At 62.6% G+C, this 22,737-nt stretch carries 23 protein-coding genes; 15 read left to right on the top strand and 8 right to left on the bottom strand.

The window, feature by feature from the left end:
* Positions 1-23: 23 nt before the first annotated feature.
* Positions 24-1,424 carry a metallophosphoesterase family protein gene (locus E8E78_RS16575; RefSeq protein ID WP_280311671.1) on the bottom strand — a complete coding sequence of 467 codons (1,401 nt, stop codon included), beginning with the start codon at positions 1,422-1,424 and terminating at the stop codon, positions 24-26.
* A gap of 370 nt (positions 1,425-1,794) precedes the next feature.
* Between E8E78_RS16575 and E8E78_RS16570 the strand changes: the two genes are divergently transcribed.
* The 6 genes from E8E78_RS16570 (at position 1,795) to E8E78_RS16545 (ending at position 8,760) form a co-directional block, all read left to right on the top strand.
* Positions 1,795-4,260 (top strand): TonB-dependent receptor, encoded by a 2,466-nt coding sequence (locus tag E8E78_RS16570; RefSeq protein ID WP_061202318.1) that lies wholly within the window; start codon positions 1,795-1,797, stop codon positions 4,258-4,260.
* Between the two features lie 27 nt (positions 4,261-4,287).
* Positions 4,288-6,180 (top strand): phytase, encoded by a 1,893-nt coding sequence (locus tag E8E78_RS16565; RefSeq protein WP_280311670.1) that lies wholly within the window; start codon positions 4,288-4,290, stop codon positions 6,178-6,180.
* A 67-nt stretch (positions 6,181-6,247) separates the two neighbouring features.
* The gene (gene tolQ, locus E8E78_RS16560) at positions 6,248-6,958 is read left to right on the top strand and encodes a protein TolQ (RefSeq protein ID WP_049274897.1); all 711 of its coding nucleotides are present in this window, start codon (positions 6,248-6,250) and stop codon (positions 6,956-6,958) included.
* A 13-nt stretch (positions 6,959-6,971) separates the two neighbouring features.
* Positions 6,972-7,415, top strand: coding sequence for a protein TolR (gene tolR / locus E8E78_RS16555; protein ID WP_049274896.1), 444 nt, complete (start codon positions 6,972-6,974; stop codon positions 7,413-7,415).
* A 2-nt stretch (positions 7,416-7,417) separates the two neighbouring features.
* Positions 7,418-8,173, top strand: coding sequence for an energy transducer TonB (locus tag E8E78_RS16550; RefSeq protein WP_041167761.1), 756 nt, complete (start codon positions 7,418-7,420; stop codon positions 8,171-8,173).
* 125 nt (positions 8,174-8,298) lie between these two features.
* Entirely contained in the window at positions 8,299-8,760 is a 462-nt protein-coding gene (locus tag E8E78_RS16545; RefSeq protein ID WP_061202320.1) for a hypothetical protein, read from the top strand.
* Positions 8,761-8,833: 73 nt separating this feature from the next.
* Here the strand turns inward: E8E78_RS16545 and E8E78_RS16540 are convergent, their stop codons facing one another.
* Genes E8E78_RS16540 through E8E78_RS16530 form a run of 3 tightly spaced genes read right to left on the bottom strand, consistent with a single transcriptional unit; the run spans position 8,834 to position 11,765 of the window.
* A complete protein-coding gene (locus tag E8E78_RS16540; protein ID WP_280311669.1) occupies positions 8,834-9,793 on the bottom strand; it encodes a lysylphosphatidylglycerol synthase domain-containing protein in 960 nt (319 codons plus the stop codon).
* Positions 9,793-10,995, bottom strand: a complete 1,203-nt coding sequence (gene clsB / locus E8E78_RS16535; RefSeq protein WP_049277927.1) for a cardiolipin synthase ClsB — start codon at positions 10,993-10,995, stop codon at positions 9,793-9,795. The genes E8E78_RS16540 and clsB overlap by 1 nt, the downstream gene beginning before the upstream one ends.
* Positions 10,992-11,765 carry an endonuclease/exonuclease/phosphatase family protein gene (locus E8E78_RS16530; RefSeq protein WP_049277928.1) on the bottom strand — a complete coding sequence of 258 codons (774 nt, stop codon included), beginning with the start codon at positions 11,763-11,765 and terminating at the stop codon, positions 10,992-10,994. Before E8E78_RS16530 ends, clsB begins: the two co-directional genes overlap by 4 nt.
* Positions 11,766-12,141: 376 nt before the next feature.
* On the opposite strand from E8E78_RS16530, the gene E8E78_RS16525 reads away from it, so the two are divergent.
* The 7 genes from E8E78_RS16525 (at position 12,142) to E8E78_RS16495 (ending at position 19,060) form a co-directional block, all read left to right on the top strand.
* Positions 12,142-12,993 carry an STAS domain-containing protein gene (locus E8E78_RS16525; RefSeq protein WP_016500104.1) on the top strand — a complete coding sequence of 284 codons (852 nt, stop codon included), beginning with the start codon at positions 12,142-12,144 and terminating at the stop codon, positions 12,991-12,993.
* A 4-nt stretch (positions 12,994-12,997) separates the two neighbouring features.
* A complete protein-coding gene (locus E8E78_RS16520; protein WP_016500103.1) occupies positions 12,998-13,360 on the top strand; it encodes an STAS domain-containing protein in 363 nt (120 codons plus the stop codon).
* The gene (locus E8E78_RS16515; RefSeq protein ID WP_016500102.1) at positions 13,357-13,761 is read left to right on the top strand and encodes an anti-sigma regulatory factor; all 405 of its coding nucleotides are present in this window, start codon (positions 13,357-13,359) and stop codon (positions 13,759-13,761) included. Before E8E78_RS16520 ends, E8E78_RS16515 begins: the two co-directional genes overlap by 4 nt.
* Positions 13,752-14,768, top strand: coding sequence for an ATP-binding protein (locus E8E78_RS16510; RefSeq protein WP_280311668.1), 1,017 nt, complete (start codon positions 13,752-13,754; stop codon positions 14,766-14,768). The genes E8E78_RS16515 and E8E78_RS16510 overlap by 10 nt, the downstream gene beginning before the upstream one ends.
* On the top strand, positions 14,761-15,633 hold the full coding sequence (locus E8E78_RS16505) for an ATP-binding protein (protein ID WP_049277932.1): 873 nt from the start codon (positions 14,761-14,763) through the stop codon (positions 15,631-15,633). The genes E8E78_RS16510 and E8E78_RS16505 overlap by 8 nt, the downstream gene beginning before the upstream one ends.
* Positions 15,623-17,569: a response regulator gene (locus E8E78_RS16500; RefSeq protein ID WP_049277934.1), complete on the top strand. Its 1,947-nt coding sequence runs from the start codon at positions 15,623-15,625 to the stop codon at positions 17,567-17,569. The genes E8E78_RS16505 and E8E78_RS16500 overlap by 11 nt, the downstream gene beginning before the upstream one ends.
* Positions 17,570-17,719: 150 nt before the next feature.
* On the top strand, positions 17,720-19,060 hold the full coding sequence (locus E8E78_RS16495; protein WP_280311667.1) for a cation:proton antiporter: 1,341 nt from the start codon (positions 17,720-17,722) through the stop codon (positions 19,058-19,060).
* A 37-nt stretch (positions 19,061-19,097) separates the two neighbouring features.
* On the opposite strand, the gene E8E78_RS16490 is transcribed toward E8E78_RS16495, so the two are convergent.
* Complete coding sequence (locus tag E8E78_RS16490) at positions 19,098-19,334, bottom strand: hypothetical protein (protein ID WP_049277938.1); 237 nt, start codon at positions 19,332-19,334, stop codon at positions 19,098-19,100.
* 186 nt (positions 19,335-19,520) lie between these two features.
* Between E8E78_RS16490 and E8E78_RS16485 the strand changes: the two genes are divergently transcribed.
* Positions 19,521-19,793: a PepSY domain-containing protein gene (locus E8E78_RS16485; RefSeq protein WP_016500096.1), complete on the top strand. Its 273-nt coding sequence runs from the start codon at positions 19,521-19,523 to the stop codon at positions 19,791-19,793.
* Positions 19,794-19,861: 68 nt separating this feature from the next.
* Here E8E78_RS16485 and E8E78_RS16480 read toward each other — a convergent pair whose 3' ends face one another.
* Positions 19,862-20,326 (bottom strand): hemerythrin domain-containing protein, encoded by a 465-nt coding sequence (locus tag E8E78_RS16480; protein ID WP_049277939.1) that lies wholly within the window; start codon positions 20,324-20,326, stop codon positions 19,862-19,864.
* A gap of 139 nt (positions 20,327-20,465) precedes the next feature.
* Positions 20,466-21,323, bottom strand: coding sequence for a glucose 1-dehydrogenase (locus tag E8E78_RS16475; RefSeq protein ID WP_049277941.1), 858 nt, complete (start codon positions 21,321-21,323; stop codon positions 20,466-20,468).
* Between the two features lie 195 nt (positions 21,324-21,518).
* Between E8E78_RS16475 and E8E78_RS16470 the strand changes: the two genes are divergently transcribed.
* The gene (locus E8E78_RS16470) at positions 21,519-22,043 is read left to right on the top strand and encodes a hypothetical protein (RefSeq protein WP_049277943.1); all 525 of its coding nucleotides are present in this window, start codon (positions 21,519-21,521) and stop codon (positions 22,041-22,043) included.
* A 55-nt stretch (positions 22,044-22,098) separates the two neighbouring features.
* Here E8E78_RS16470 and E8E78_RS16465 read toward each other — a convergent pair whose 3' ends face one another.
* A complete protein-coding gene (locus tag E8E78_RS16465) occupies positions 22,099-22,638 on the bottom strand; it encodes a type 1 glutamine amidotransferase domain-containing protein (protein WP_059395601.1) in 540 nt (179 codons plus the stop codon).
* Positions 22,639-22,737: the final 99 nt, after the last annotated feature.

Raw genomic sequence — 22,737 nt, 5'->3', positions numbered from 1 at the left:
CGTTTATCTCAATACGATGACGCTCATTTGCCGCGCGCCGTGCACGGCAGCCCGTCCGGCCCTACGCTGGCCTTGCAGTAACGTTCGTTGGCCAGCGCCAGCTTGGGTTCCTGCAGGAACTTGCGCCCTTTGGCATCACGCGTGATATCGAACGCGTCGTAAAGCTGGTCGTCAGCCGAATAGGTGCGCACCTGCAGGCGGTTCTGCTCGACGGTGATGGTCTGGTACAGCTGGGTGTCTTCGGCCGTGCGGTCCGGCTGGTGGCGGGCGCGGTCGTTCAGGCCATACATCTTCGAGCCGGTCACCGAGACCATGTACACCGGGCCGATCGGCTGTCTGGCCTGCCGTGCGGCACGCGTGGCCTGGCGCCCTTCGGCGTGGGTCAGGCGGCTGTAGCAGTGGTCGTGACCTTGCAGTACCAGGTCGACCTTGTAGCGCTCAAGTAGCGGTTGCCAGGCGGCCTTGAGCGGCTCGGTATCGTCGGGGCGGGCACAGGTGTAGACCGGCTGGTGCATGACCACGATGTTCCACTGTGCCTTGCTGCTTTTCAGGGTTTGCTCCAGCCAGTCGGTCTGCGCTTGCAGGGTGCCCAGATCGAGCGCCGAGGTGCCGTCCAGCACCACGAAGCGCACATTCTGGTAATCGCTGAAGTAGCTGGTTGCCGCCACACCGGGGGCGCCGTTGCGCGGCAGGGCGAACTGCGCCGTTACATGGGGGCTGAGGCTGCGGCTTTCGCTGCCATCGGGGTTGAGGGTTTCCAGGTACTCGTGGTTGCCGAACGCGGTGAGCTGTGGGATGGCAGCGTACGACCAGCCGCCGGCCTGGTTCCATTCACCCCATTCATCGTCGTGGGCGAGATCGTCGCGCGATGCCACCAGGTCGCCAGCGTGCACCACCAGGGCAGGGTGCGCCACGCTGCGCAGCGCCTGGCGAATGGTGCGCGAGGCGATGGCGAGGATGTCGTTCTGGGTGTCGCCCAGGTAGATGAACGAGAACGGCGCGAACGTGGCCTTGGCCGTGCGGAACTGGTGCCATTCGCTCCAGCCCGCGCTGCCCTTGAGCCGGTAGACGTAGGCGGTGTCTGGTTGCAGGTGTTCCAGGCGCACCTGGTGGTAGTTGGCTGGGCCGTTGTCGCTGTCCAGGCGCTGGGTGCTGCCACTCAATGGGCTGGCCTTGGCTGCCAGCGCAGGGCCGGCGAGAGCCGGGCCGAGCTCCAGCACCGCGTCGGCCTGGGCCAGGTCGGTGCGGTAACTGATGGCCATCTGCGTGGCGGCGTTCTGGCCGGGGGTGAGCACGATACGGTCGGCCAGCTTGCCGGCGGCGTAGGGCAGGCCTGCGGAGCGAGGGATCGGAGCAGATTCATTGGCCTGGGCATGAGCCTGTGCGGCGCAGAGCAGGGCGGCCAGTAGCAGGGGGCGGTGCATGGGGTTTCCTCGATGAGCCCGGAAGGCGTGATGGGCGCAAAGGAAACAAAGGCGGATGACGGTTCTGTTACCGGGCGGGGGGTCGTTTTGGCTCAGCTGATCGTCAGGAAAAAACGCAATTTCAAGTGGCCGGTAACGGCCCAACGCCCCCAGACCGGCCCCACAGCTGCGCCACAGGTTTGCAGGGCATCGCCAGGGCCGCAGCAGGCCTCAGGTCATATCAGCTCAAATTGCGCCGAAAACGACGTGAAAGCCGCGTTTTCAAGCCGCCCAGCCCAGCGCTGTCACGCAAGTGCCACACACACTTTCTAGCTTTCGCAGCCATTCCCGGGTTCATCGGGTCACTGCAAGCGAGGGTTCCAAGGTGGCAATGCCGTTTCGTCACATCCGCAACGCCGGATTCCGGGTCAGCCTGCTGGCCGTTGCCATTACCACCGCCCCAGCCTGGGCGGAAGATGCGGTCGAGCGGGTCGAGGTGATCGGCCAGGCGGCGAGCATCGACAAGGCGCTGCGCGAGCAGAAAAGCGCCGACAGCATCAAGAGCGTGGTGCATGCCGATGGCGTTGGCCAACTGCCCGACGACAATGCCGCCGAAGCCCTGCAGCGCATCCCCGGGTTGTCGGTGGAGCGCGACCAGGGCGAGGGCCGCTTCGTCAGCGTCCGCGGTATCGCCCCGGACCTTAACAGTGTGACCATCAACGGCACCCTGGTACCGGCCCCCGAGGGCGACCGCCGCGCCGTGGCGCTGGATGTGCTGCCCGCCGAGCTGGTGCAGTCGCTGTCGGTGGTCAAGACCCTGACCCCGGACATGGACGCCAACTCCCTTGGCGGCACCATCGAAGTGGAGAGCCTGTCGGCGTTCGACCATGACGGGCTGTTCTACACCCTTACCGGCGAAGCCAGCCATGACACCAACGTCAGCCGCGACAGCCCGAAGTTTTCCGGCGCGGTCAGCGACCGCTTCAGCCTGGGAGACGGCATCAACAACTTTGGCGTGGCTGCGGCGTTTAGCTGGCAGAAGCGCAAGTTTGGCTCGGACAACGTCGAAACCGGCGGTAACTGGGATTTCGAGGACGGCGCCCGGCTGGAAGAGGTCGAGGCCCGCGACTACCAGATTACCCGTGAGCGCACCGGCCTGGGCCTGAACTTCGATTACCAGCCGGATGACTTCTCCAGCTACTACCTGCGCACCCTCTACAGCAAGTTCAAGGACACCGAGACGCGCAACGCCCAAGGCCTGGAGTTCGCCGACCCGCAGGGTTCCGGCCAGCGTGGCGAGGCCGAAGGCTGGCGCGACTTGAAATCGCGCGAGGACACCCAGGAAATCCAGTCCTACGTACTTGGCGGCGAGCGCATCCTAGACCAGTGGACCATCAGTGCCCAGGCCGGCTACAGCCAGGCCACCGAGCACGATCCGGGTGGTATTGCCGGCGCCAGGTTCGTCGGCGATTTCGACGAGGTCGGCTTCGACGGCACGCGCAAGCCACGGCTAAGCGTGGGCAACGACTTCTACGACCCGGCCCGGTTCACCCTCGACGAAGTGGAGTGGGAGAAGGTTGACGGCAAGGACCAGGAAAAGAACATCCGCCTGGACCTTGCCCGCGACTACGAATTCGCCGACGCCTCGCAGGTCAAGTTTGGCGGCAAGCTCAGCCGCCGCGACAAGACCAGCGACACCGAAACCTGGGCCTATGACGGGTTCGATGACATCAGCCTTGCCGATTATCAGGGCAGCAATGTCGACTACGCCCTGGGCAACTTCGGCAACGGCATCAGCGCCAGCGCAATCAAGGGCCTGATCGGTAACCTCGACCGTGCGGCCTACTACGATGAGGAAGCCTCGCGCATCAATGACTTCGACATGAGCGAGGACATCAACGCGGCGTACCTGATGAACACGCTGGACATCGGCGACTGGCGCCTGATTGCCGGTGTGCGTTACGAAGGTACCAGGTTCGAGGCCAAAGGTACTGGGCTGCGCGACGGTGTGTACGAGAACGTCAGCAGCAACAATCGCTATGACCACTGGTTGCCAGGCCTGCACGCGCGCTACCAGTTGTCGCCGGCCACGGCCATTCGGGCCGCCTGGACCAACACCGTGGTACGGCCAACCTTTGGCCAGCTGGCGCCGGGTTTTGTCATCGATGAGAACGATGCGTCGTTCGGCAACCCCGAACTCAAACCGCTGGAGTCGATGAACTTCGACCTGGGCATCGAGCACTACATGGGCCGCGCCGGCACCGCCTCGGCGTTCCTGTTCTACAAAGACATCGACCACTTCATCTACAGCACCGACCTGGCGGGCACTGGCGCCTGGGTGGACTTCGACGAAGCGCTCACCTTCGAGAACGGCGGGGGCGCCAAGCTGTATGGCCTGGAGCTGGCCTACTCGCAGAAGTTCGACTGGCTGCCGGCACCCTGGAACGGTTTGCTGCTGGGCGCCAACCTCACCCTCAGCAAGTCTGATGCAACCCTGCAAGGGGCCACCGGCAGGCGCAGCATCGACCTGCCCAATCAGTCCGACACAGTGGGCAACTTCATGGTCGGCTGGGAAAACGACCGCTTCAACATGCGCCTGGCCGCCAACTACAAGTCGGGCTACCTGCTGGAGCTGGGGGCCATCGACGACAAGGCCCACGACCAGTATGCCGATGACCAGCTGCACGTCGACTTCAAGGCAGGCTACTTCCTGACCCCCGAGCTGCAGTTGACCTTCGAGGCGCAGAACATCACCGACGAGTCCTATTACGTGTACAGCGGCCACCGTCGCTACAACGCCCAGTACGAAGAATACGGCCCGACCTACAAGGTCGGCCTGACGCTCACCCACTTCTGACCGCACCCTCAGGGATATTGCCTGCTCATGCGTATGTTCACTTTGTCCATGCTGGGGCTATACGTCGCCTTGGCCCACGCCGGTGCCAACGCGGCGCCGAGCTTAACACTCGACCGCAACGTCATCGACAGCGAAACCAGCCAGTGGCTTGCTCCAACGCCGGCGGTCAAGCAGGCCGAACGCCTGCAACTGACCGCCAGGGCGCTGCAGCTGGTTGACCGCCAGGGCCGCGTACTTGGCGAGTTGCCGGGGCGCTTCGAAACCCTTGACCACCGCACCGATGGCACCGGCCTGATGGTCGCCACCGTCGACAAGAAGCGTCAACAGGCGTTGCTGGCCCGCTTCGATGCACAAAGCGGTTGGGGCGCCCCGCGCTACCTGCCCAATACCCGCTATGCCATCGAGGGCCTGTGCCTGTACCGCGACAGCGCCGCCAACGACTTCCTGTTCCTGGTTGGCGAGGAGGGCATCGGTGAGCAGTGGCTGGTCGCCGAGCATGGCCAGCCGCTGGCCGAGGCACGCCAGGTGCGCGCCCTGAGCCTGCCGCCGCAGAGCGCGTTCTGCCAGGCGGATGATGCAAGCCATAGCCTGTACGTAAACGAAGAAAACGTCGGCCTGTGGCGCTACGAAGCTGCTGCCGAAGCACCCCTGGTGCGCGAGCCGGTGGACCTGGTGGCACCGTTCGGAAGCCTGGCCAAAGCTGCCGCGGGCGTGGCCCTGGTGCCCGGGGGCCTGATGCTGCTGGACCCGGTCGCCAACGCCTTGCACCTGTACCAGCACCGCGCCGGGCAATGGCTGCGTGATGGAGCCCTGAGCTTGCAAGGGCTGAAAGAGCCGGAGCAGATCAGCGCCCGTGTGAACGACAAGGGCCTGGAACTGCTGCTGGCCGACGACCAGGGTACGCACCTGGCGACGCTGGGCTGGAAGCCAACGCCAGCGCCGATTGCGCCTGCGGTGGTACAGATCAAGGCGCAGGTGCAGACCGATGGCGTGCCCAGCCTTGGCGATGCGGCGGACGACCCGGCGATCTGGGTCAACACGCGCCAGCCCGAACTGAGTCGGGTACTGGGTACCGACAAGAAAGGTGGGCTGCTGGCCTACGACCTGCACGGCAAGCAGCTGCAGGACTTGCGTGTGGGCCGCCTGAACAATGTGGACGTGCGCAAGGGGTTCCAGCTTGGCGAACGTAAGGTCGACCTGGCTGTGGCCAGCAACCGTGACCGCAACAGCCTGCACCTGTTTGCCATCGACCCGGCCAGCGGCCAGTTGAGCGACATCGGCCAGGTGCCGACGGAGCTCAAGGAAATCTACGGCCTTTGCCTTTTCAAGGATGCCGATGCGGCCATTTACGCCATCGCCAATGACAAGGATGGCCGCTTCGTTCAATACAGCCTCGACGGCAGTAGCGGCCAGGCAGGTGGCACCTTGGTGCGCAGTTTCAGCACCGCGACCCAGTCGGAAGGTTGCGTGGCCGACGACCGCAACCAGCGCCTGTTCATCGGCGAAGAAGACCTTGCGGTCTGGGCCCTGGACGCCCGTGGCGATGGCCCGACCCGTCTGGACAACGTGATCGGCGTGGGCGGCCTGGTCAAGGACGACATCGAAGGCCTGGCGCTGTACCACGGCAAGGGGGGCGATTACCTGGTGATCTCCAGCCAGGGCAACGACAGCTATGTGGTGGTCGACGCCAAACCACCTTACCGGGTGCGCGGCAGCTTCCAGGTAAGCCTGGACGCCCAGCGCGGTATCGATGGCGCCTCGGAGACCGACGGCCTCGACGTGACCTCGGCCAACCTCGGTGGGCCCTGGGCAAAGGGCCTGCTGGTCGTGCAGGACGGTCGCAAGCGCATGCCCGAAGGCAACCAGAACTACAAGTACGTGCCGTGGGCGGCAGTGGCCGAAGCCTTGGGCCTGGAGTAACGGCCGCCTGTCATGCCACCGCAACCTGATTGCCTTTGACTAAAACTCACATTGAAAGGACACCCCCATGCAAACCCCAACTCCGCTCGAACACACCACCGTCTGGGGCCTGGTCAGCGAAGCCAGCCTGGTGGTCCAGGCCGTCATGCTGTGCCTGGCCCTGGCCTCGCTGCTCAGCTGGTACCTGATCATCCAGCGTGGCAGCCGTCTGCGGCGTAGCGAAGCGCACAGCCGGGCATTTCTCAAGCAGTTCCGCGAAAGCGAAGTCGGCCAGCTGTATCAGGGCATCAAGGCGCAACAGCCTCACGCCGATGCCGGGCTGCAGCAGCTTTTCGTTTCCGGCTACCAGGCGTTCCAGCAGCTGCAATCTAGCCAGCAGCCCGACAGCGTGCTGGAAGGCGTCGAACGCAGCCTGCTGGTGACCATCGCCGAGCAGGAAGAGCGCCTGGAGCAGGGCTTGCCGTTCCTGGCTACGGTCGGCTCGGTCAGCCCCTACATCGGCCTGTTCGGAACCGTGTGGGGCATCATGAATTCGTTCCTGGGTTTGTCCCAGGTGCAGCAGGCGACCCTGTCGACCGTGGCCCCCGGTATTGCCGAAGCGCTGATCGCCACCGCCATAGGCCTGTTTGCGGCGATTCCGGCAGTGATGGCCTACAACCGTTACTCGGCGCGCAGCCAGACCTTGATCAGCCGCTACTACGCCTTTGGCAACGAACTGCAAGGCCGCCTGCAACGGCGTTTGCAGGGCCACGCCAGCAACCTGGCGGCAGCGGCCTGAGGAGGAACACGCGATGCTCGCCAGACCCGTCCGCAAGCATGGCCTGAAGGCCGAAATGAACGTGGTGCCGTACATCGATGTGATGCTGGTGCTGCTGGTGATCTTCATGGTCACTGCACCGATGCTGGTGCAGGGCGTGCAGATCGAGCTGCCCAAGGTGGCCGCCGAGGCGCTGCCGGCACCCGGCCAGCAGCGCATCGTCACGCTCTCGGTGAAGGCCGATGGCAGCTACTACTGGAGCCTGGGCAGCGAGGTCGACACCCGTAGCCAGACCGACAGCGCCGTCGACACTGCACAGATGCGCGACAAGATTGCAGCTATCGTCGCCCAGGACCCGCAGACCCAGGTGTACCTGCGCGCCGACCGCAACACCGAATACGCCGCAGTGGTGGCCGGTATCGCCGAGTTGCAACGCGGCGGGGTCAGCCGCCTGGGCCTGATCACCGAGGCGCCGTGACCATGAGCAACCTGACTTTTGACCCTGCCAGCTGGCGCGACCACGGTGTGGCGTTTGGCGTGGCGTGCGCCTTGCACGCGGGGTTGGCTTACCTGCTGTTCAACCTGTCGCATACGCCAGAGCTTGCGGCTGTACCAGCGGCCGTGATCCACACCCAGCTGGTGAGCTTGCCGGCACCCGTAGTGGTGCCTGAGCTGCCAGCGCCTGAGCCCGAGATCCAGCCTGTTGTCGAGAAACCTTCGTCGCCGCCACCAAAAGCCCAGGCACCGGTCGTGGATGAGGCTGCGTTGGCCCTCAGGCGTGTGCAGCAGCAAAAGCGCGACCTGCAACACAAGCGCGATCAACAACAGCGCCAGGAACAGGAGCAGGCCCGCAAGCAGCGCGAAGAGGCTGAGCGGCGCGAGCAGCAACTGGCGCAGCAAGAGCAGGCACGCCAGCAGCAGGCGCGAGAGGCTGCTGCCCAGGCCCGTGCGGCAGCCGAGGCGGCCAGCCGGCAGTACCTGCCCATCGCCAAGGAGGCCCCGGATTACCCGCAACGGGCGCTGGATCGCAATATCGAGGGGGAATGCACGGTCGCCTACACAGTCACGCCGCAAGGCCAGGTCAGTGACCCGCAGGTGGTCGGCCAGTGCCATCCGTTGTTCGTCAAACCGTCGCTGGCAGCGGCGAAGCGCTTCCGTTACCAGCCCCGCGTGGTGAACGGGCAGGCGGTGGCGGTGGCCAACGTGAAAAATACCTTCACCTACAAGATTCGATGAATCCCGGCGGGACGGGGCAGGTGCGTGGCGTTCATGAAGTGCGCGGTGGGCTTTGTTCAAGAAACTCTGAATCATTTTCCGTTGGCGGGAGTCGACCGAGTGAAGCCCACAGACGGAGAACGTTCATGTCCAAACCCGATGACCCAAGACCCCAAGGCGAGATCGACGACACCGAAGACCGCATGGGCTCAGTCCACGAGCTGGATTTCAGCGAGCGCCGCGATGAGCGCCAGGGCCGTATTGGCGACGAGCGTCCGGCTCGCGAGGTAAACGAGGAATTCCCGCCCCGGCGTGTCGCTGAAAGTGGCATGACCGGTGGCGAGGCCCTCAGCGACAGCCTGCACGAAGACAATGTCACCCTCGACGACATGAGCCCGGATACGTTGTTCGATGAGAGCGGCGCCCGTGATCCCTACGAGCCGGGAACGGATGATGGCCCGGCGGACAAGACCTTGCGCGAGGTAGGGGCCAACGAGATCGGTGGCGGCATCGGCCTGGACGAGGCTGAACTGGCTCGCTCCGCGCCATTGGATGGCGAACCCTGGACCGATGATGTGGCCTCTGAAGACGACCGCAGAGAGCCCTGATACACGAGCAACGCTGTTTCTGCTTGCACCGTGGGTGCTCGTGCCGTTGTCCGGCACGGGCACCCACGGTCCATCAGCGTTTCTCGGCAGCCAGCCCGGCCTGCCGGCGCAACGCCTTGGCACGCTTTTCGAGGATCAGGTAGGTGACCACCGCCAACAGCAGCGGGATCAGGTAGTACAAGGTCCGATAGCCTAGCAGTGCCGCGACCAGGGTGCCCTGGCCGATCTGGCCGTGGAGCAGGGCAAGGAACACGGTCTCCAGCACGCCAAGGCCGGCGGGAATATGCGCCACTACGCCAGCCACGCAACTGATCAGCAATACCCCCAACACGGAGGGATACATCAGCTCCGGCGGCAGCAGCAGGTGGATCAGTGCCGCCATCAGCGCCCAGTTGCTTGCGCCCAGCGCCACCTGGCACAGCGCAAGGCGCAGGCTCGGCAGGGTTACATCATGGCCGCGCAGGCTCCACGTGCGCCGCTTGGCGAAGGCGCATGCGAGCAGGTAAGCCACCGCGACCGCCACCATCAACATGCCAATCAGGCGCAAGCCGCCAGAACCCACCGCCCAGCTTTCGGGCAGCTTGACCAGGCCCAAGGCGAACACCGTGCCGGCCAGCAGCAAATAGCCCATCCAGTTGGTCAACAGGCCCAAGGTGAGGATGCGGGTGATGGTCGCGGTATCCAGCCCCAGCCTGCCGTACAGGCGGTAACGCAGGGCCACGCCACCGACCCAGGTGGTGAAGCTGAGGTTGAATGCGTAGCAGACAAATGCCACTGGCAGCACCTGACGGGCAGGCAGGCGGTGGCCGGTGTACGCACGGGCGAGCAAGTCGTAGCTGGCGAACACCAGGTAGCTGCACAGCGCCAGCAACAGGCCGAGGGCCAGGGTTGAGGGCCGGTATGCCAGCAGCGACTGGCGCACCTCGTTCCAGTCCAGATTGCGCGCCAGGGTGAACAGCAGCACCGGGATCAGTATCAGGAACAGCACGGTCAGAAGGCGTTTGCCCCAGGTCTTCCAATGTGGATTGGCCATCAGGTTTGGCCCTCGTGGTAGTCGGCCGGGATTTCGCTGTCTGCCTGCAGCGACTGCAGGTGTTGCCGGTGTGCAGGGAACCAGCCGGCGATGCGCGGAAAATAACGGGTTAGGTGGAAACCCAGGAAGATCAAGGGTGCACGCCACCAGTAGCCACGCACCGCACGTTCCAGCGTTACGGTCTTGCAATGCTCCTGGCTCAGCTCGCTCAAGTGGGTGTAAAGGCCATGGTTGAAAGCGCGGTCACGGATTACCAGGTTGGCCTCGAGGTTGAACGACAGGCTCAGCGGGTCGAGGTTGCTTGAGCCCACGGTGGACCAGTCGTCGTCCACCAGCGCCACCTTGCCGTGCAGCGGGCGCTTGCAGTACTCGTGGATGCGCACGTCGTCACGCAGCAGGTAGTTGTAGAGCAGGCGCGAGAGCGCGCGGACCCAGCGCATGTCCGGTTGCCCCTGGAGGATCAAGGTCACCTCGACCCCGCGCCGGGCAGCGTTGCGCAGTTCGCGCAGCAGGCGATAGCCGGGAAAGAAGTAGGCGTTGGCAACCACGATGCGCCGCTTGGCCTGGCGGATGGCTTGCAGGTAACAGACCTCGATATCGTTACGATGGCGACCATTGTCGCGCTCCACCAGCACGGCGCTGGACGGGCCGGCAGCGGCGTTGGTCGGCTCCACTGGGGCCACGCTTTCCAGAACCGGCGCAAGCATTCTGCAGCAGGAGGCGTGCACCTGGGCCACCACCGGGCCGACGACTTCCACCGCATAGTCCTGCTTGGCCTGGGGCCCGAAGTCGCCAAGGTGGTCGGCGCTGTAGTTGATACCGCCGATGAACGCGCGCTGCCCGTCGATCACCACAATCTTGCGGTGCAGGCGTCGGAACAGGTTGGTGCGCATGCCCGCCAGCCGTGGCTGCGGATCGAACGCGTGAAAGCGCACGCCGGCTGCGGTCATGGATGAAATGAAATCGTCGGGAAGGTCTGCTGTGCCGTAGCCGTCAACCGCCACCTCGACCCGCACGCCACGCTGGGCGGCTTCGATCAGTGACTGGCGCAAGGCCTGGCCGACCTTGTCGTCGAAGATGATGAAGGTTTCCAGGAGGATTTCTTCGCGAGCCTCGGCCATGGCCTCGAACACGCGGGGATAGTACTGCTCGCCATTGATCAGCAGTTCGACGTGGTTGCCGTCGCTCCAGGTCTGCTTCATAGCGTCACCTCGGCTACCAGTGGGGCATGGTCGGAGAGGTGCGACCAGGGGTAGCTGGACAACACCCGCGCCTTGCAGGTTTGCGCATTGCGCAGGTAAATACGGTCCAGGCGCAGCAGGGGCAGGCGGGCCGGAAAGCTGCGCGCCGGTTTGCCGAATGCTTCGATCAAGTGCTCCGAAAGCCGCGCATCGGCTTTCAGGCGCCAGTCGTTGAAGTCGCCGGCGACGATGACCGGCTCCTCTGGCGGCAGGCTCTCGAGCAATGCCATGAGCAGGCTGACCTGACGCTGGCGATGGTTTTCGCGCAGGCCCAGGTGTACGCAAATGGCATGTAGCTGTTCATGGCCCGGCACTTCGAGCTGACAGTGCAGCAGGCCGCGCTCCTCGTCGCCATGGACCGAGACGTCCAGGTTGTCGTAGGTGCGGATCGGGAATTTGGACAGCAGCGCATTGCCATGGTCGCCATGGGGGTAGGCAGCGTTGAGCCCGTAGGCGAACTGTGGCCACATGCTGTCGGCGAGAAATTCGTATTGCGGGGTTTGCGGCCAGGCGGAGTGGCGCTCGGCATGGTGTTGGTGGCTGCCATGCACCTCTTGCAGGAACACCAGATCGGCGCCGGTGGCACGCACCGCCTCGCGCAGCTCTGGCAGGATGAAGCGGCGGTTGAGCGGCGTGAATCCCTTGTGAACGTTGAGTGTGAGCACCGTCAGGCGGTGCACGGCGGTGACCTTGTCGATAATGCAGTTGGGGGTGGGCAAAGTCCCGTTCATGGCTGCGCCCCCAGCACCTTGCGGTAGGGCTTGTTGCGGGGTGGGCCATGGCGCCAACCGGAAATACCAATGCAGATTTCGCTCACGAGGGCTCCCTTTCATTCGTGCACTCATCATTAGCGACCCGCGCAGTGGCGACAGGGTTCAGCAGGGTTGACGAGTGGAAGCGTGATTAAAGGAGCTTCACGGGGACCATGTCAGGTTAGGGTGTGAAGCCCACATACCCCATGAACTTGGCCTACAGTTAACGGCACAAAAGATGGCGCAATCAATTATCGCTAAGTGCCACAACTATTTTCATCGGTAGGTGTCATTTTCCAAGCTGGCAAAAACATCGATGAGCCGGCCAGGCCTTTTTTTCAGGAGCAAACCGTACATGGCAGCACTGCAGAACAGCTCGTTGGAAGCAATCGTCGGTAATCAGCCGCAGTTGTTGGCGCAATGGCTCAGCGCACTGGAAGCCAACGGGGCGACCCGCAATATCCGTGAGCATGACTTGCGCCAGGAAACCCGAGACTTCCTGCAGCTGGTGATCGACGCGCTGCGCAAGGAGGCAGGTACGCAGATTGGCGTAGAAGAATGGGAAGAAACGCGCCATTTCCTCGAAAAACTCTCTGCCAGCCGTGCGCAGGTTGGGCAGGAATCGCACCAGACAGCCAATTTCATCTTCGCCCTCAAAGGCCCGCTATTTACACTGCTTCAGGCCCATTACCGCGAACAGCCCGCGTTGTTGGCCGAACAGCTGTGGGAAATCTCCCAACTGCTCGACGCATTCGGCCTGCACACCATCCGTACTTATCAGAAAAACCGCGAAGCCGTCATCAAGCGCCAGCAGGAAGAACTGCTTGAGCTGTCCACCCCGGTGGTCAAACTCTGGGAGGGCGTACTGGCCCTGCCGTTGATCGGCACACTCGACTCGCAACGCAGCCAGACAGTGATGGAATCGCTGCTGCAGCGCATCGTCGATACCGGCTCCGAAATTGCCATCATCGATATCACCGGTGTGCCGACTGTAGATACCCTGGTCGCCCAGCACCTGCTCAAGACCGTGACGGCCATCCGCCTGATGGGCGCCGATTGCATCATCAGCGGTGTTCGCCCGCAGATTGCCCAGACCATCGTGCACCTGGGCCTTGACCTGGGCACGCTGACCACCAAGTCCAACCTTGCGGACGCCTTGAAGCTGGCGCTTTCGCGTCTGGGTACCAGCACTGGCGAGAAGGTGTGAGGCGATGGAGCGTATTCCCATTCTGCAAATGGGTGAATTCCTGCTGGTAACCATTCAGGTCGACATGCACGACCAACTGGCGCTGCGCCTGCAGGACGATCTTACCGACCGAATCGACCAGACGTCTGCCCGCGGCGTGCTGATCGATATTTCCGCGCTGGATATGGTCGACTCGTTCATTGGCCGCATGATCGCCAGTATTTCCGGCCTTTCACGGATAATGGATGCCGAGACGGTGCTGGTCGGCATGCAACCCGCGGTGGCCATCACCCTGGTGGAACTTGGCCTGACCTTGCCTGGGGTAAGCACGGCACTCAATGTCGACCGCGGCATGCATCTGTTGCGCCAGCGAGTAGGCCACTCATGAGCATCCGCCAAAGCGGCAGCCAACCGGTTCGCCTGGAGCAGGACGTGGTACTGGCCCGTCAGCTGACCCGCAAGATTGCCAGCGACTGCGGCATGCGGTTGGTCGACCTCACCAAACTGGTCACGGCTGTCAGTGAGCTGGCACGTAACACCGTGGTATACGGTGGTGGCGGTGATATGGACTGGGAAGTCATCGAGGAAGCCGGGCGGGTTGGCCTACGCCTGGTGTTTCGTGACGAGGGGCCGGGTATCGCCGACGTCAAACTGGCCCTCACCGATGGCTGGACGTCCGGCGGCGGGCTGGGCCTGGGGTTGACCGGCGCGCGCCGACTGGTAGACGAATTCGAACTGGACACTACCCCCGGGCAAGGTACCCGGGTAACGATCACACGATGGGCCTGAACCTGGCAGCGAGTTTGACCCAGGTGCTGCGCCTTGATGACCCCAGCCAGGTCGGCCATGCCCGGCGTGTTGCCCAGAGGCTGGCCGAGCAGCTTGGTTTCAATGCTGCCGACGCCGGCCGGGCGGCCATTGTCGCCACCGAGCTTGCCAGCAATGTGCTCAAACACGCCGAGCATGGTGAATTGCATCTTCGCGTTCTTGCGCATGACGCCCACCCGGGTATGGAACTGGTGGCGGTGGACCGTGCACAAGGGTTCGACCTGGCCAACTGCCTGGCCGATGGCTACTCCACCGGCGGCACCCAAGGCATCGGGCTGGGGGCGGTCAACCGCCTGGCGCAGGTATTCGATGTGCATGCGGACGCGAAGGGCGCTGTGGTACTGGCGCGCCTCTACCGGCAGGGCCATACGGGCAGGGACATACGCATCGGCGTGACCCAGCATTCGCTGCACGATGACCCGGCCTGCGGTGATAGCTGGCATGTGACGCTGGCCGAACAACGTATCAGCGCCGTACTGATCGATGGGCTTGGCCATGGCGAGGAGGCCGAGCGTGCGGCCAACGCGGGTATCCAGGCCTTTACCCTGGCGCCCTTCAGCGCGCCGGAGCACTTGCTTGGCGAGATGCATCATGCAATGGCCGGCACCCGCGGCGGTGCGGTTGCCATCGCCCGGTACGAAGGTGCTGCTGACCACCTGTCGTTCATCGGCATCGGCAATATCGGCGCAACCCTGGTCGGCACCGAACGGCCGCGCGGCCTGGCCTCGCACCCGGGCATCGTCGGCGGGCAATACCGCAAGGGCCAGGTGTTCGACTACGCTCACGTGAAAGGAAATCTGTTGATCATGTTCAGTGACGGCCTGCAGTCGCGTTGGAGCCTGCAAACCTACCCCGGCCTTGTGCACCGCCACCCGGCGGTCATCGCTGCCGTGTTGCATCGCGATTTCTGCCGTGGGCGGGACGACGTGACGGTGTTGGTCATCGACCTGGAGACCGTGCATGGCTGAATCATCCAGCAATAGCGTCGAGCAGGCCGACCTCATCGCCCGCCTGCAGGCGGAAAACCAGGCGCTGCGCGCCGAACTGGAGGACACCAACCAGGGGGTGCTGGCGCTGTATGCCGAGCTGGACACCCAGGCTGAGCAACTGCGCCAGGCTTCGGACCTGAAAAGCCGCTTCCTTTCCTACATGAGCCACGAGTTCCGTACACCGCTGGGTTCGATCCTGAGCATCACCAGCCTGCTCGCCGACGAGGTGGACGGGCCGTTGAGCAAGGAGCAGCAGTTGCAGGTGGCGTTCATCAGCACTGCAACGCGAGAGCTGGGCGACATGGTCGACGACCTGCTTGACCTTGCCAAGATCGAAGCTGGCCGCATTAGCATTTCGCCTGCCTGGTTCGATATGCTCGACCTGTTTGCGGCTTTGCGCGGCATGTTCCGCCCGATCGTCGACACCGGCGCGGTGGACCTGATCTTCGAAGAGCCGCAAGGCCTGCCGAAAATGTATACAGATGACAAGAAGCTGGCGCAGATCCTGCGCAACTTCATTTCCAACGCCCTGAAATTCACCACCCGTGGCGAGGTGCGTGTTTCGGCGCAGCTGTTGGGTAGCGACCAGGTGCGTTTTGCCGTGAGCGACACGGGTATCGGGATTGCCCCCGAGCTGCTCGGTGGTTTGTTCGAAGATTTCGCCCAGATTGACTCGCCGCTACAGAAACGCTTGCGTGGCACGGGGCTGGGGCTGTCGCTGTGCAAGCGTTTTGCGGCGCTGCTGGGCGGCGAGGTGGGGGTTGAAAGTACGCCCGGCAGCGGATCATCGTTCTTTGTCATCCTGCCTATGGCGCTGGCCCAGGAGAGCGCTGATGAACGCTGACATCCGCCTGCTGATCGTTGACGACAATGTCGCCACACGCTATGCGCTGCGCCGTCGCCTGGCATTGCATGGATACACCGTGACGGAGGCAGGCACCGGTGGCGAGGGGCTGGCGCTGATCGGTAGCGAGCATTTCGATGCCCTGATCCTGGACGTCAACCTGCCAGACATGAGCGGCTTCGATATCGTCCGTCTGCTGCGTGCCAAGCCCGAGACCGCCTTGCTGCCGGTGATCCACGTGTCGGCGGCGTCGATCCAGACGGGGGACATCATTACCGGGCTCGACGCAGGCGCCGATGCCTACCTGGTTCACCCCGTGGACGCCGATGTGCTGGTGGCCACGCTGCGTACTTTGCTGCGGGTGCGCGACACCGAGCGGGCCTTGCGGGACAGCGAGGCCAGTTTTCGGGAAATCTTCACCAATGTGTCAGCCCCGATCGCCGTAATCGACGACAGGCTGAAGGTGCATGAATGCAACCATGCCTTCGAGCAGCTGACCCAGGACAATCACAACCCCGAGGCGCTGCAGGAATGCTTTGCCGAAGACCAGCAAACCGTCATCGCCGAGTTGCGTCAGCACCTGCTGGCGGGGCAGCGCTGGCGTGGCACCTTGGCCATGCACGTGGGCGGCATGCCCAGGGATACCGAATGGCAGCTATCGCCCTACCGGGCGCCTGGGTTGTGCCTGGTGTTCGTCGAAGACGTCACCGAGCATCGCCACCGCGAGCGCTCGCACCTGGCGCGCCTTGAGGACGCCAACACCCAGTTGGCGCGGGAAACGGCCCAGCGCGAACAGACCGAGGCGCAGCTGCTGCAACTGCAGAAGATGGATGCCCTGGGCAGTCTTACTGGTGGCATCGCCCATGACTTCAACAACCTGTTGACCGGCATCATCACCAGCCTGGAGCTGATTCGCAAACGGGTGGCAGAGAGCCGTATCGAAAAGGTCCCTGCATACGCCGACGCGGCCCTGAGCTCTGCCATGAGCGCTGCCTCGCTGACCCATCGGCTGCTCGCCTTCGCACGGCAGCAGCCTCTGGACACGCGGCCGGTGGACATCAACGAGCGGGTACGCTCGCTGGAAGAACTGATCAACCGCACCATCGGTGAGAGAATCGTGCTGAAACTGGAGCTGTCCCGTGAGCCGACGATCGCACTGGTAGACCCGATCCAGCTGGAAAGCGCGGTGCTCAACCTGGTGATCAATGCCCGCGATGCCTTGGCCAAGGGCGGGCATATCTGGGTGAATACGGCGGCGAGCTTCTCACTCGGCGACCCCAACCTGCAGGACGGCCCTTATGTTGCGGTGACGGTACGCGATGATGGCTGTGGCATCGCGCCAGAGCTGCTGGAAAAGGTATTCGACCCGTTTTTCACCACCAAGCCGTTAGGGCAGGGTACCGGGCTTGGGCTGTCCACCATCTACGGTTTTGCTCGCCAGTCGGGCGGACACGTGGCGATCCACAGCGTGCCGGGGCGCGGCACTGAAGTCATCCTGATGCTGCCCGCCAGCAACCAGCAGGAATCCTGCGAGCAGCGCATGCCGCAAGTCGATCAGCGAGGGGCCGGTGAACATGTGCTGGTGGTGGAGGACATGGCCTCGGTACGCTTGTCAGTGGCAGAAGTGCTGACCGATGCCGGGTACCGGTGCACCTTGGCCGAAACCATCGAGCAGGCACTTGATCAGCTGCGTGAAGAGGCCGGCATCCAGTTGCTGCTCACCGATGTCGGCCTGCCTGGGATCAGTGGGCGCGAGCTTGCCGATATGGCGCGGGCCTACCGCCCTGGGTTACCGGTGCTGTTCATGACCGGCTATGCGGAGACGGCCCTGGACCGCCAGGCGTTTCTGGGCAGTGGAATGGACATGCTGATCAAGCCGTTCCAGATCAGCGAACTGCTCGCCAAGGTACGGCGGGCACTTGATCAGGCGACATGAAGGGCGCGGCTGACTGTTTCGGCGTTGCACCGACTGTGTGAGCTCAGGCCGCGAATACCGGCCAGCCCGAGTCGGGTTATCGCAGTGGAACGAGGCGTCGTAACCGCAAGTCAAAAGCTGATCGACAACTCTACCAGGCCACCTGCGCAGATGACCTTCATCGTCTGGTTCGCCATGCTGGGCATGGTCTTGCTGCTGCTCGCGCTTTCATCCTCCTATCTACGCTGGATGCCGGTGACATCTTCTGTGGTGTGCCTTGCCCTGGGCATCGGGCTCGGATCGTCCGGGCTGGGCTTTCTTCATCTGGATGTCAGCAAGTCCAGTGAGTGGATGGAGCACCTGACCGAGGTCGCAGTGCTTTTCTCGCTGTTCTTCAGCGGTTTGAAGCTGCGCCTGCCCTTGCGTGATCGCCGATGGTTGGCCGCGTTTTACCTGGCAGGGCCTGTGATGATGTGCATCGGTGGCGTAACACTGGTGTTGCACTACGGCCTGCATCTCGAATGGGGTGTTTCGGTGCTGATCGGGGCGATCCTCGCACCCACAGACCCAGTGCTTGCGACACTGGTGCAGGTGGCCGATGCACAGGACGAAGACCCTGTGCGTTTCAGTTTGTCCGGGGAGGCTGGCCTGAACGATGGAGTGGCCTTTCCCTTTGTCATCCTTGGGTTGTTCCTGCAACAGAACACCGGGCAGGCCTGGCTCGCTGACTGGTTGATGAAGGACATGCTATGGGCAGTAACTGCTGGTTTGCTTCTTGGCTACTGGATGGGGCGCGGGCTGGGCAAACTAACGCTGTTCCTGCGGCTGCGCAACGACGACAGTACCGTATCGCCCAATGATTACTTGGCCTTGGCATTGATCGCGCTGGCCTATGTGCTTGCCGAATCGATTCAGGCGTACGGGTTTCTCGCGGTGTTTGCTGCCGGGCTGGGCTTGCGCCAGGCGGAGGTTCACACGTCCAGCGGCCCACAACAGCCGGCCGCCGAACACCTTGTGCAGCCGGTGGTAGGCCACCAGCATGTAGCGCCGGAGCTGGCCGTGACAGGTGATGTGAAAGGACTGGGCGATTCTCAGGTTGCAGCGGGGATCATGCTGGGGGACATGCTGGCCTTCGGAAGCCTGATCGAGCGGGCAATGGAGGTGTTCCTCGTGACCTTGCTGGGGGTGGTGCTGATAGAGCATTGGGACTGGCGGGCGTTACTGGTCGCCGGTGCGTTGTTCCTGCTGATTCGTCCCTTCAGCATTGCCCTGTTCCCCATTCGGGGACTGGTGGATATTCGGCAACGTGGGCTGCTTGGATGGTTTGGCATCCGCGGTATCGGCAGTTTCTACTACCTTTTCCATGCCCTTAACCATGGGCTTCTCCCAGGCTATGCGGTACTGAGCACCAACCTGGTGTTGTCAGTGGTGGCGTTGAGCATCCTGCTGCACGGGTTGAGCGTTCAGCCGCTGCTTGCCCGATACGAAGCATGGAAGAAGAGGGCTTCATGAGCACATGGACAGTGCCGGGTGGTCGCTGGCCGTAATATCAGCGAGCGCCACCGGCGTGAATCCACGCTGCATATGCCGACTTCAATGCTTGTGGGAGGTGAGGCAGTTGCCGCCTCATCGCTGTCCGCCCTTGGGGGGTGGGTACCCACTCCGTCAACCATGCGACCAGCAATACCCGGGTAACGGGGCAGGGCGCCACCTGGCGTTCGAGCTCATCGGCGATCTCGCCGAGCCATTCGAGCTCTGCGTCCAGTTGCAGGATCGGATCAGTCATGAAAGTCGCTCCCTGGATTCAAGCGGTACCTGACAAGAACAGAGTGTTGTTCTGACAGTAAGGTTCAGTGGCCCCGTAATTATCGACCAGCGCTGGAACAGAACTGCCTTGGAATAGCGCTCCGACTGAACCTGCATCGTGTCGGCCGGGTCGCATGTTCACATTCACAGCAAAAGGAAGTTGGCGATGAAAGCGATGACTCGACTGTTCACTGGCTTGGCATTGGTAGGTGCCATGGGGGCTTCTTGCGCGTGGGCTGATACGCCCGGTGCTGACTGGAAGGTCAGCAAGGATCAGGCTGAAGCCACATTGAAAGGCGCCGGCTACACGCAAATTACCAAGATCGAAGCCGACGACGGCCACTGGGAAGGTGAGGGCATGAAGGCTGACGGCAAGCAGTACGAATTCCAGGTTGATCCGCACGACGGCAAGATCATCAAGGATGAACTGGATAACTGATCGCCTGGGGGTCAAGGGTTGCCCGCGCTCGCCTAGCCAGATCGCTGATCCGGCTAGGCGTGTTGGATTCAAGCGGCGGGCCGCTCGCTCTTGAGCATTTTTTTCTGGGTCTCCATGGCGCGCCCCAGCGCCTCTAATTGATCTTTACCGAGCAGCTTCTTCGCGGTGGGGAAGAGCTCGCCTTCCTCTTCCTCGATGTGATGCTCAAGCAGCTCTTTCATCACCTTCACTCGACCTGCGAATTCGAGCGTGCCGGTCTCCGTGTGAAGCAGGTCAGGGAGTACCAGTGAGTCAACTGTCCGGTGTTCTTCTTTGGCCTCGTAATACATCTTGGCCTCCTCTTTACCACCGGCTTGCTTGATCGCTGGATAGAGAATGTCCTCCTCCAACGCAGTGTGGACTTGCAGTTCCCGCTCAATGCGGTGCAGCAAGTCAGCGCGTTTTTTTACAGCACGTTCAGTGGTCGATGAGAGTTCTTCCAGCAGTTTCTTGACCACTTTATGATCTTGAATCAGCAGATCGATGGCATTCATGGAGGTACCTCGTCACGGGCGGATAAATACTGGCTTCCCAGGAGTTGAGTGGCCGATAACGGCAGGGTTCAACGATGATGATGATTGGCGTAGGGCCAATCTGTTTTGAGGCCAGCCTCAGCTGGCCTCGGTAATGTCATCAGAGGATGGGTTTCCCCCCGGTTACTCCGTACCGTGAGCCCGAGATGTAACTCGCCTCATCAGAGCCCAACAAGACGTAGATCGGGGCTACTTCCACCGGTTGCCCTGGCCGCCCCATCGGGTAGCTCGAACCGAATTTTCTGACGGCTTCATCGGGCATGGTGGCAGGAATCAGCGGCGTCCAGATCGGGCCGGGTGCTACGCTGTTGACCCGAATGCCTTTCTTGCCCAGCAGTTGGGCAAGGCCTGCGGTGAAGTTGGCAATGGCCCCTTTGGTGGCGGCATACGCCAGCAGGCTGGGTGACGGGTCGTCAGAGTTGACCGAGCTGGTGTTGATGATCGAACCGCCTTTTGGCATCGAGGGCAACGCGCGCTGGCAGATGCGGAAAATGGCGGTGATGTTGGTATCGAAGGTCTTCACCCATTCATCATCGTCAATCTCGTCCAAGCCCTCATGAGCCATCTGGAACGCGGCGTTGTTGACCAGAATATCGATACGACCGAACTGGGCCACGGTCTTGTCGACGATGTCGTAGCAGTGCTGTTTCTGCGCAAGGTCGCCTGGCAGCAGCAGGCATTGGCGGCCAGCGGCTTCGACCCAGCGCGCCGTCTCCTGCGCATCTTCGTGCTCATTCAGATAGCCTATGGCAACGTCAGCCCCTTCGCGAGCGTAGGCAATCGCTACTGCACGCCCGATGCCGCTGTCGGCACCGGTGATCAAGGCGATTTTGCCTTCCAGGCGGTTGTGGCCAGTGTAGGTTTGCTCACCACAATCCGGATACGGTTCCATTTTGCGTTGTGAGCCCGGCACGCTTTGCGGTTGGGACGGGAATGGAGGGGTAGGGTAGTCGATCATGGAAGATGCTCCTGCAGTTGGGGACGGTCATTACCGTTCGAAGCGTGCGCGAAGCCAGCGTTGAGGTGGATCGTCGGTCTGCGCGACGAGCGGTTGGCAAGCGCATTCCCAATGAATTTTCAGCAAGCAGAGGGCTCTATCACTGACGGGTCTTGCGCTGTAATGGGCGAGGCATACGTATCCAGGAGTATCCACGTGCCTCGAATCATCACGCCCACCACGCCGGAACACGAAATCGACCAAAGGAATGCGAAGCTGTTCGGTACGCCGAAAGAGCGGCTGGATTTCTATCGGCGCGAAATCCAGTATGAAACCACCATTCTGGCCAACCGCACTGACGCTTATCTCGCTGCCCAGTCGTTCCTGGTGATCGCGTACGTATCGTCGATGAGCAACCTGAACCAGAGCTGGGGCGAAATGTTCACCTTGATGGTGCCGGCTTTTCTCGCACTGCTTGGCGTGCTGAGTACGTTGAATGCCTGGCCAGGCATCCGCGCCGCCTTCCGGATCATCGAACACTGGCAGATGAAACAGAGCCACTTGCTGCGCAGCGAGCCGATGATGGGCCTGGCCTATGACGAGTCGCCGTTGTTCTGCGAGGCAGAAACCTCTCAGGCGGGGCACCGCAAATCACTGCTGTTTTCCCTGCGCACGCCCTGGATCTTCCTGTGCTTCTGGATCATGCTGGGCAGCTATTCGGTTTATATCCAGCTGGCATGACCAGCGCCTTCTGGTCGGCGTCAAATGCGACCAGGGGCGCTGGAAAGAAGCACACTCAGCCTGCCAGTGCCTTGATCAATTGTTCATTGAAGGCGGGGATATCATCTGGCTGGCGGCTGGTGATCAGGTTGCCGTCCACCACTACCTGTTCATCTACCCACGTGCCACCCGCGTTGCGGATGTCGTCCTGCAGTGTCTTGTAGCTGGTCATGCGCTTGCCTTTGGCCAAGCCACTGGACACCAGCAACCAGGCACCGTGGCAGATGACGGCCAGCGGCTTGCCAGCCGCGTCATGGCTTTTTACCAGATTCTGCGCGGCAGAAATAATGCGGATGGTGTCGGAGTTCTGCACGCCGCCAGGCAGCACCAGGGCGTCGTAGAGGTCGAGGTCGGCGCCCTCGAACGTCGCATCTACGGTGAAGGCGTCGGCGGGCTTGTCATGGTTCCAGCCCATGACCGTACCTTCTTTTTCGCCCAGAATATCGACCACCGCACCGTTGTTTTCCAGTGCCTCGCGCGGGCCGGTCAGTTCCACCTGCTCGAAGCCATCAGTGACCAGAAACGCCACGCGTTTGCCGTTCAGTTGTGCACTCATCGTTTATCTCCTTTTACCGATAGACCTCAGATAGGGGCCGGCACGGCGAGGCAAAGTTCCAGCGCGGCGCTCAGCGGCTCACATCCGGTGTAGGCGTTG

The organism is Pseudomonas sp. BN505 (assembly GCF_029873175.1).
Classification (GTDB): domain Bacteria; phylum Pseudomonadota; class Gammaproteobacteria; order Pseudomonadales; family Pseudomonadaceae; genus Aquipseudomonas; species Aquipseudomonas putida.
This window is presented reverse-complemented; position numbering and strand designations above follow the sequence as displayed.

Bases quoted from the DNA above. Each gene is read 5' to 3' on its own strand.
- E8E78_RS16505 (WP_049277932.1), top strand. From the start codon at position 14,761: ATGGCTGAATCATCCAGCAATAGCGTCGAGCAGGCCGACCTCATCGCC.
- tolR (WP_049274896.1), top strand. From the start codon at position 6,972: ATGCTCGCCAGACCCGTCCGCAAGCATGGCCTGAAGGCCGAAATGAAC.
- E8E78_RS16550 (WP_041167761.1), top strand. From the start codon at position 7,418: ATGAGCAACCTGACTTTTGACCCTGCCAGCTGGCGCGACCACGGTGTG.
- clsB (WP_049277927.1), bottom strand. From the start codon at position 10,995: ATGAAGCAGACCTGGAGCGACGGCAACCACGTCGAACTGCTGATCAAT.
- E8E78_RS16500 (WP_049277934.1), top strand. From the start codon at position 15,623: ATGAACGCTGACATCCGCCTGCTGATCGTTGACGACAATGTCGCCACA.
- E8E78_RS16510 (WP_280311668.1), top strand. From the start codon at position 13,752: ATGGGCCTGAACCTGGCAGCGAGTTTGACCCAGGTGCTGCGCCTTGAT.
- E8E78_RS16540 (WP_280311669.1), bottom strand. From the start codon at position 9,793: ATGGCCAATCCACATTGGAAGACCTGGGGCAAACGCCTTCTGACCGTG.
- E8E78_RS16530 (WP_049277928.1), bottom strand. From the start codon at position 11,765: ATGAACGGGACTTTGCCCACCCCCAACTGCATTATCGACAAGGTCACC.
- E8E78_RS16485 (WP_016500096.1), top strand. From the start codon at position 19,521: ATGAAAGCGATGACTCGACTGTTCACTGGCTTGGCATTGGTAGGTGCC.
- tolQ (WP_049274897.1), top strand. From the start codon at position 6,248: ATGCAAACCCCAACTCCGCTCGAACACACCACCGTCTGGGGCCTGGTC.
- E8E78_RS16520 (WP_016500103.1), top strand. From the start codon at position 12,998: ATGGAGCGTATTCCCATTCTGCAAATGGGTGAATTCCTGCTGGTAACC.
- E8E78_RS16475 (WP_049277941.1), bottom strand. From the start codon at position 21,323: ATGATCGACTACCCTACCCCTCCATTCCCGTCCCAACCGCAAAGCGTG.
- E8E78_RS16465 (WP_059395601.1), bottom strand. From the start codon at position 22,638: ATGAGTGCACAACTGAACGGCAAACGCGTGGCGTTTCTGGTCACTGAT.
- E8E78_RS16525 (WP_016500104.1), top strand. From the start codon at position 12,142: ATGGCAGCACTGCAGAACAGCTCGTTGGAAGCAATCGTCGGTAATCAG.
- E8E78_RS16570 (WP_061202318.1), top strand. From the start codon at position 1,795: ATGCCGTTTCGTCACATCCGCAACGCCGGATTCCGGGTCAGCCTGCTG.
- E8E78_RS16490 (WP_049277938.1), bottom strand. From the start codon at position 19,334: ATGACTGATCCGATCCTGCAACTGGACGCAGAGCTCGAATGGCTCGGC.
- E8E78_RS16495 (WP_280311667.1), top strand. From the start codon at position 17,720: ATGACCTTCATCGTCTGGTTCGCCATGCTGGGCATGGTCTTGCTGCTG.
- E8E78_RS16565 (WP_280311670.1), top strand. From the start codon at position 4,288: ATGCGTATGTTCACTTTGTCCATGCTGGGGCTATACGTCGCCTTGGCC.
- E8E78_RS16515 (WP_016500102.1), top strand. From the start codon at position 13,357: ATGAGCATCCGCCAAAGCGGCAGCCAACCGGTTCGCCTGGAGCAGGAC.
- E8E78_RS16480 (WP_049277939.1), bottom strand. From the start codon at position 20,326: ATGAATGCCATCGATCTGCTGATTCAAGATCATAAAGTGGTCAAGAAA.
- E8E78_RS16545 (WP_061202320.1), top strand. From the start codon at position 8,299: ATGTCCAAACCCGATGACCCAAGACCCCAAGGCGAGATCGACGACACC.
- E8E78_RS16575 (WP_280311671.1), bottom strand. From the start codon at position 1,424: ATGCACCGCCCCCTGCTACTGGCCGCCCTGCTCTGCGCCGCACAGGCT.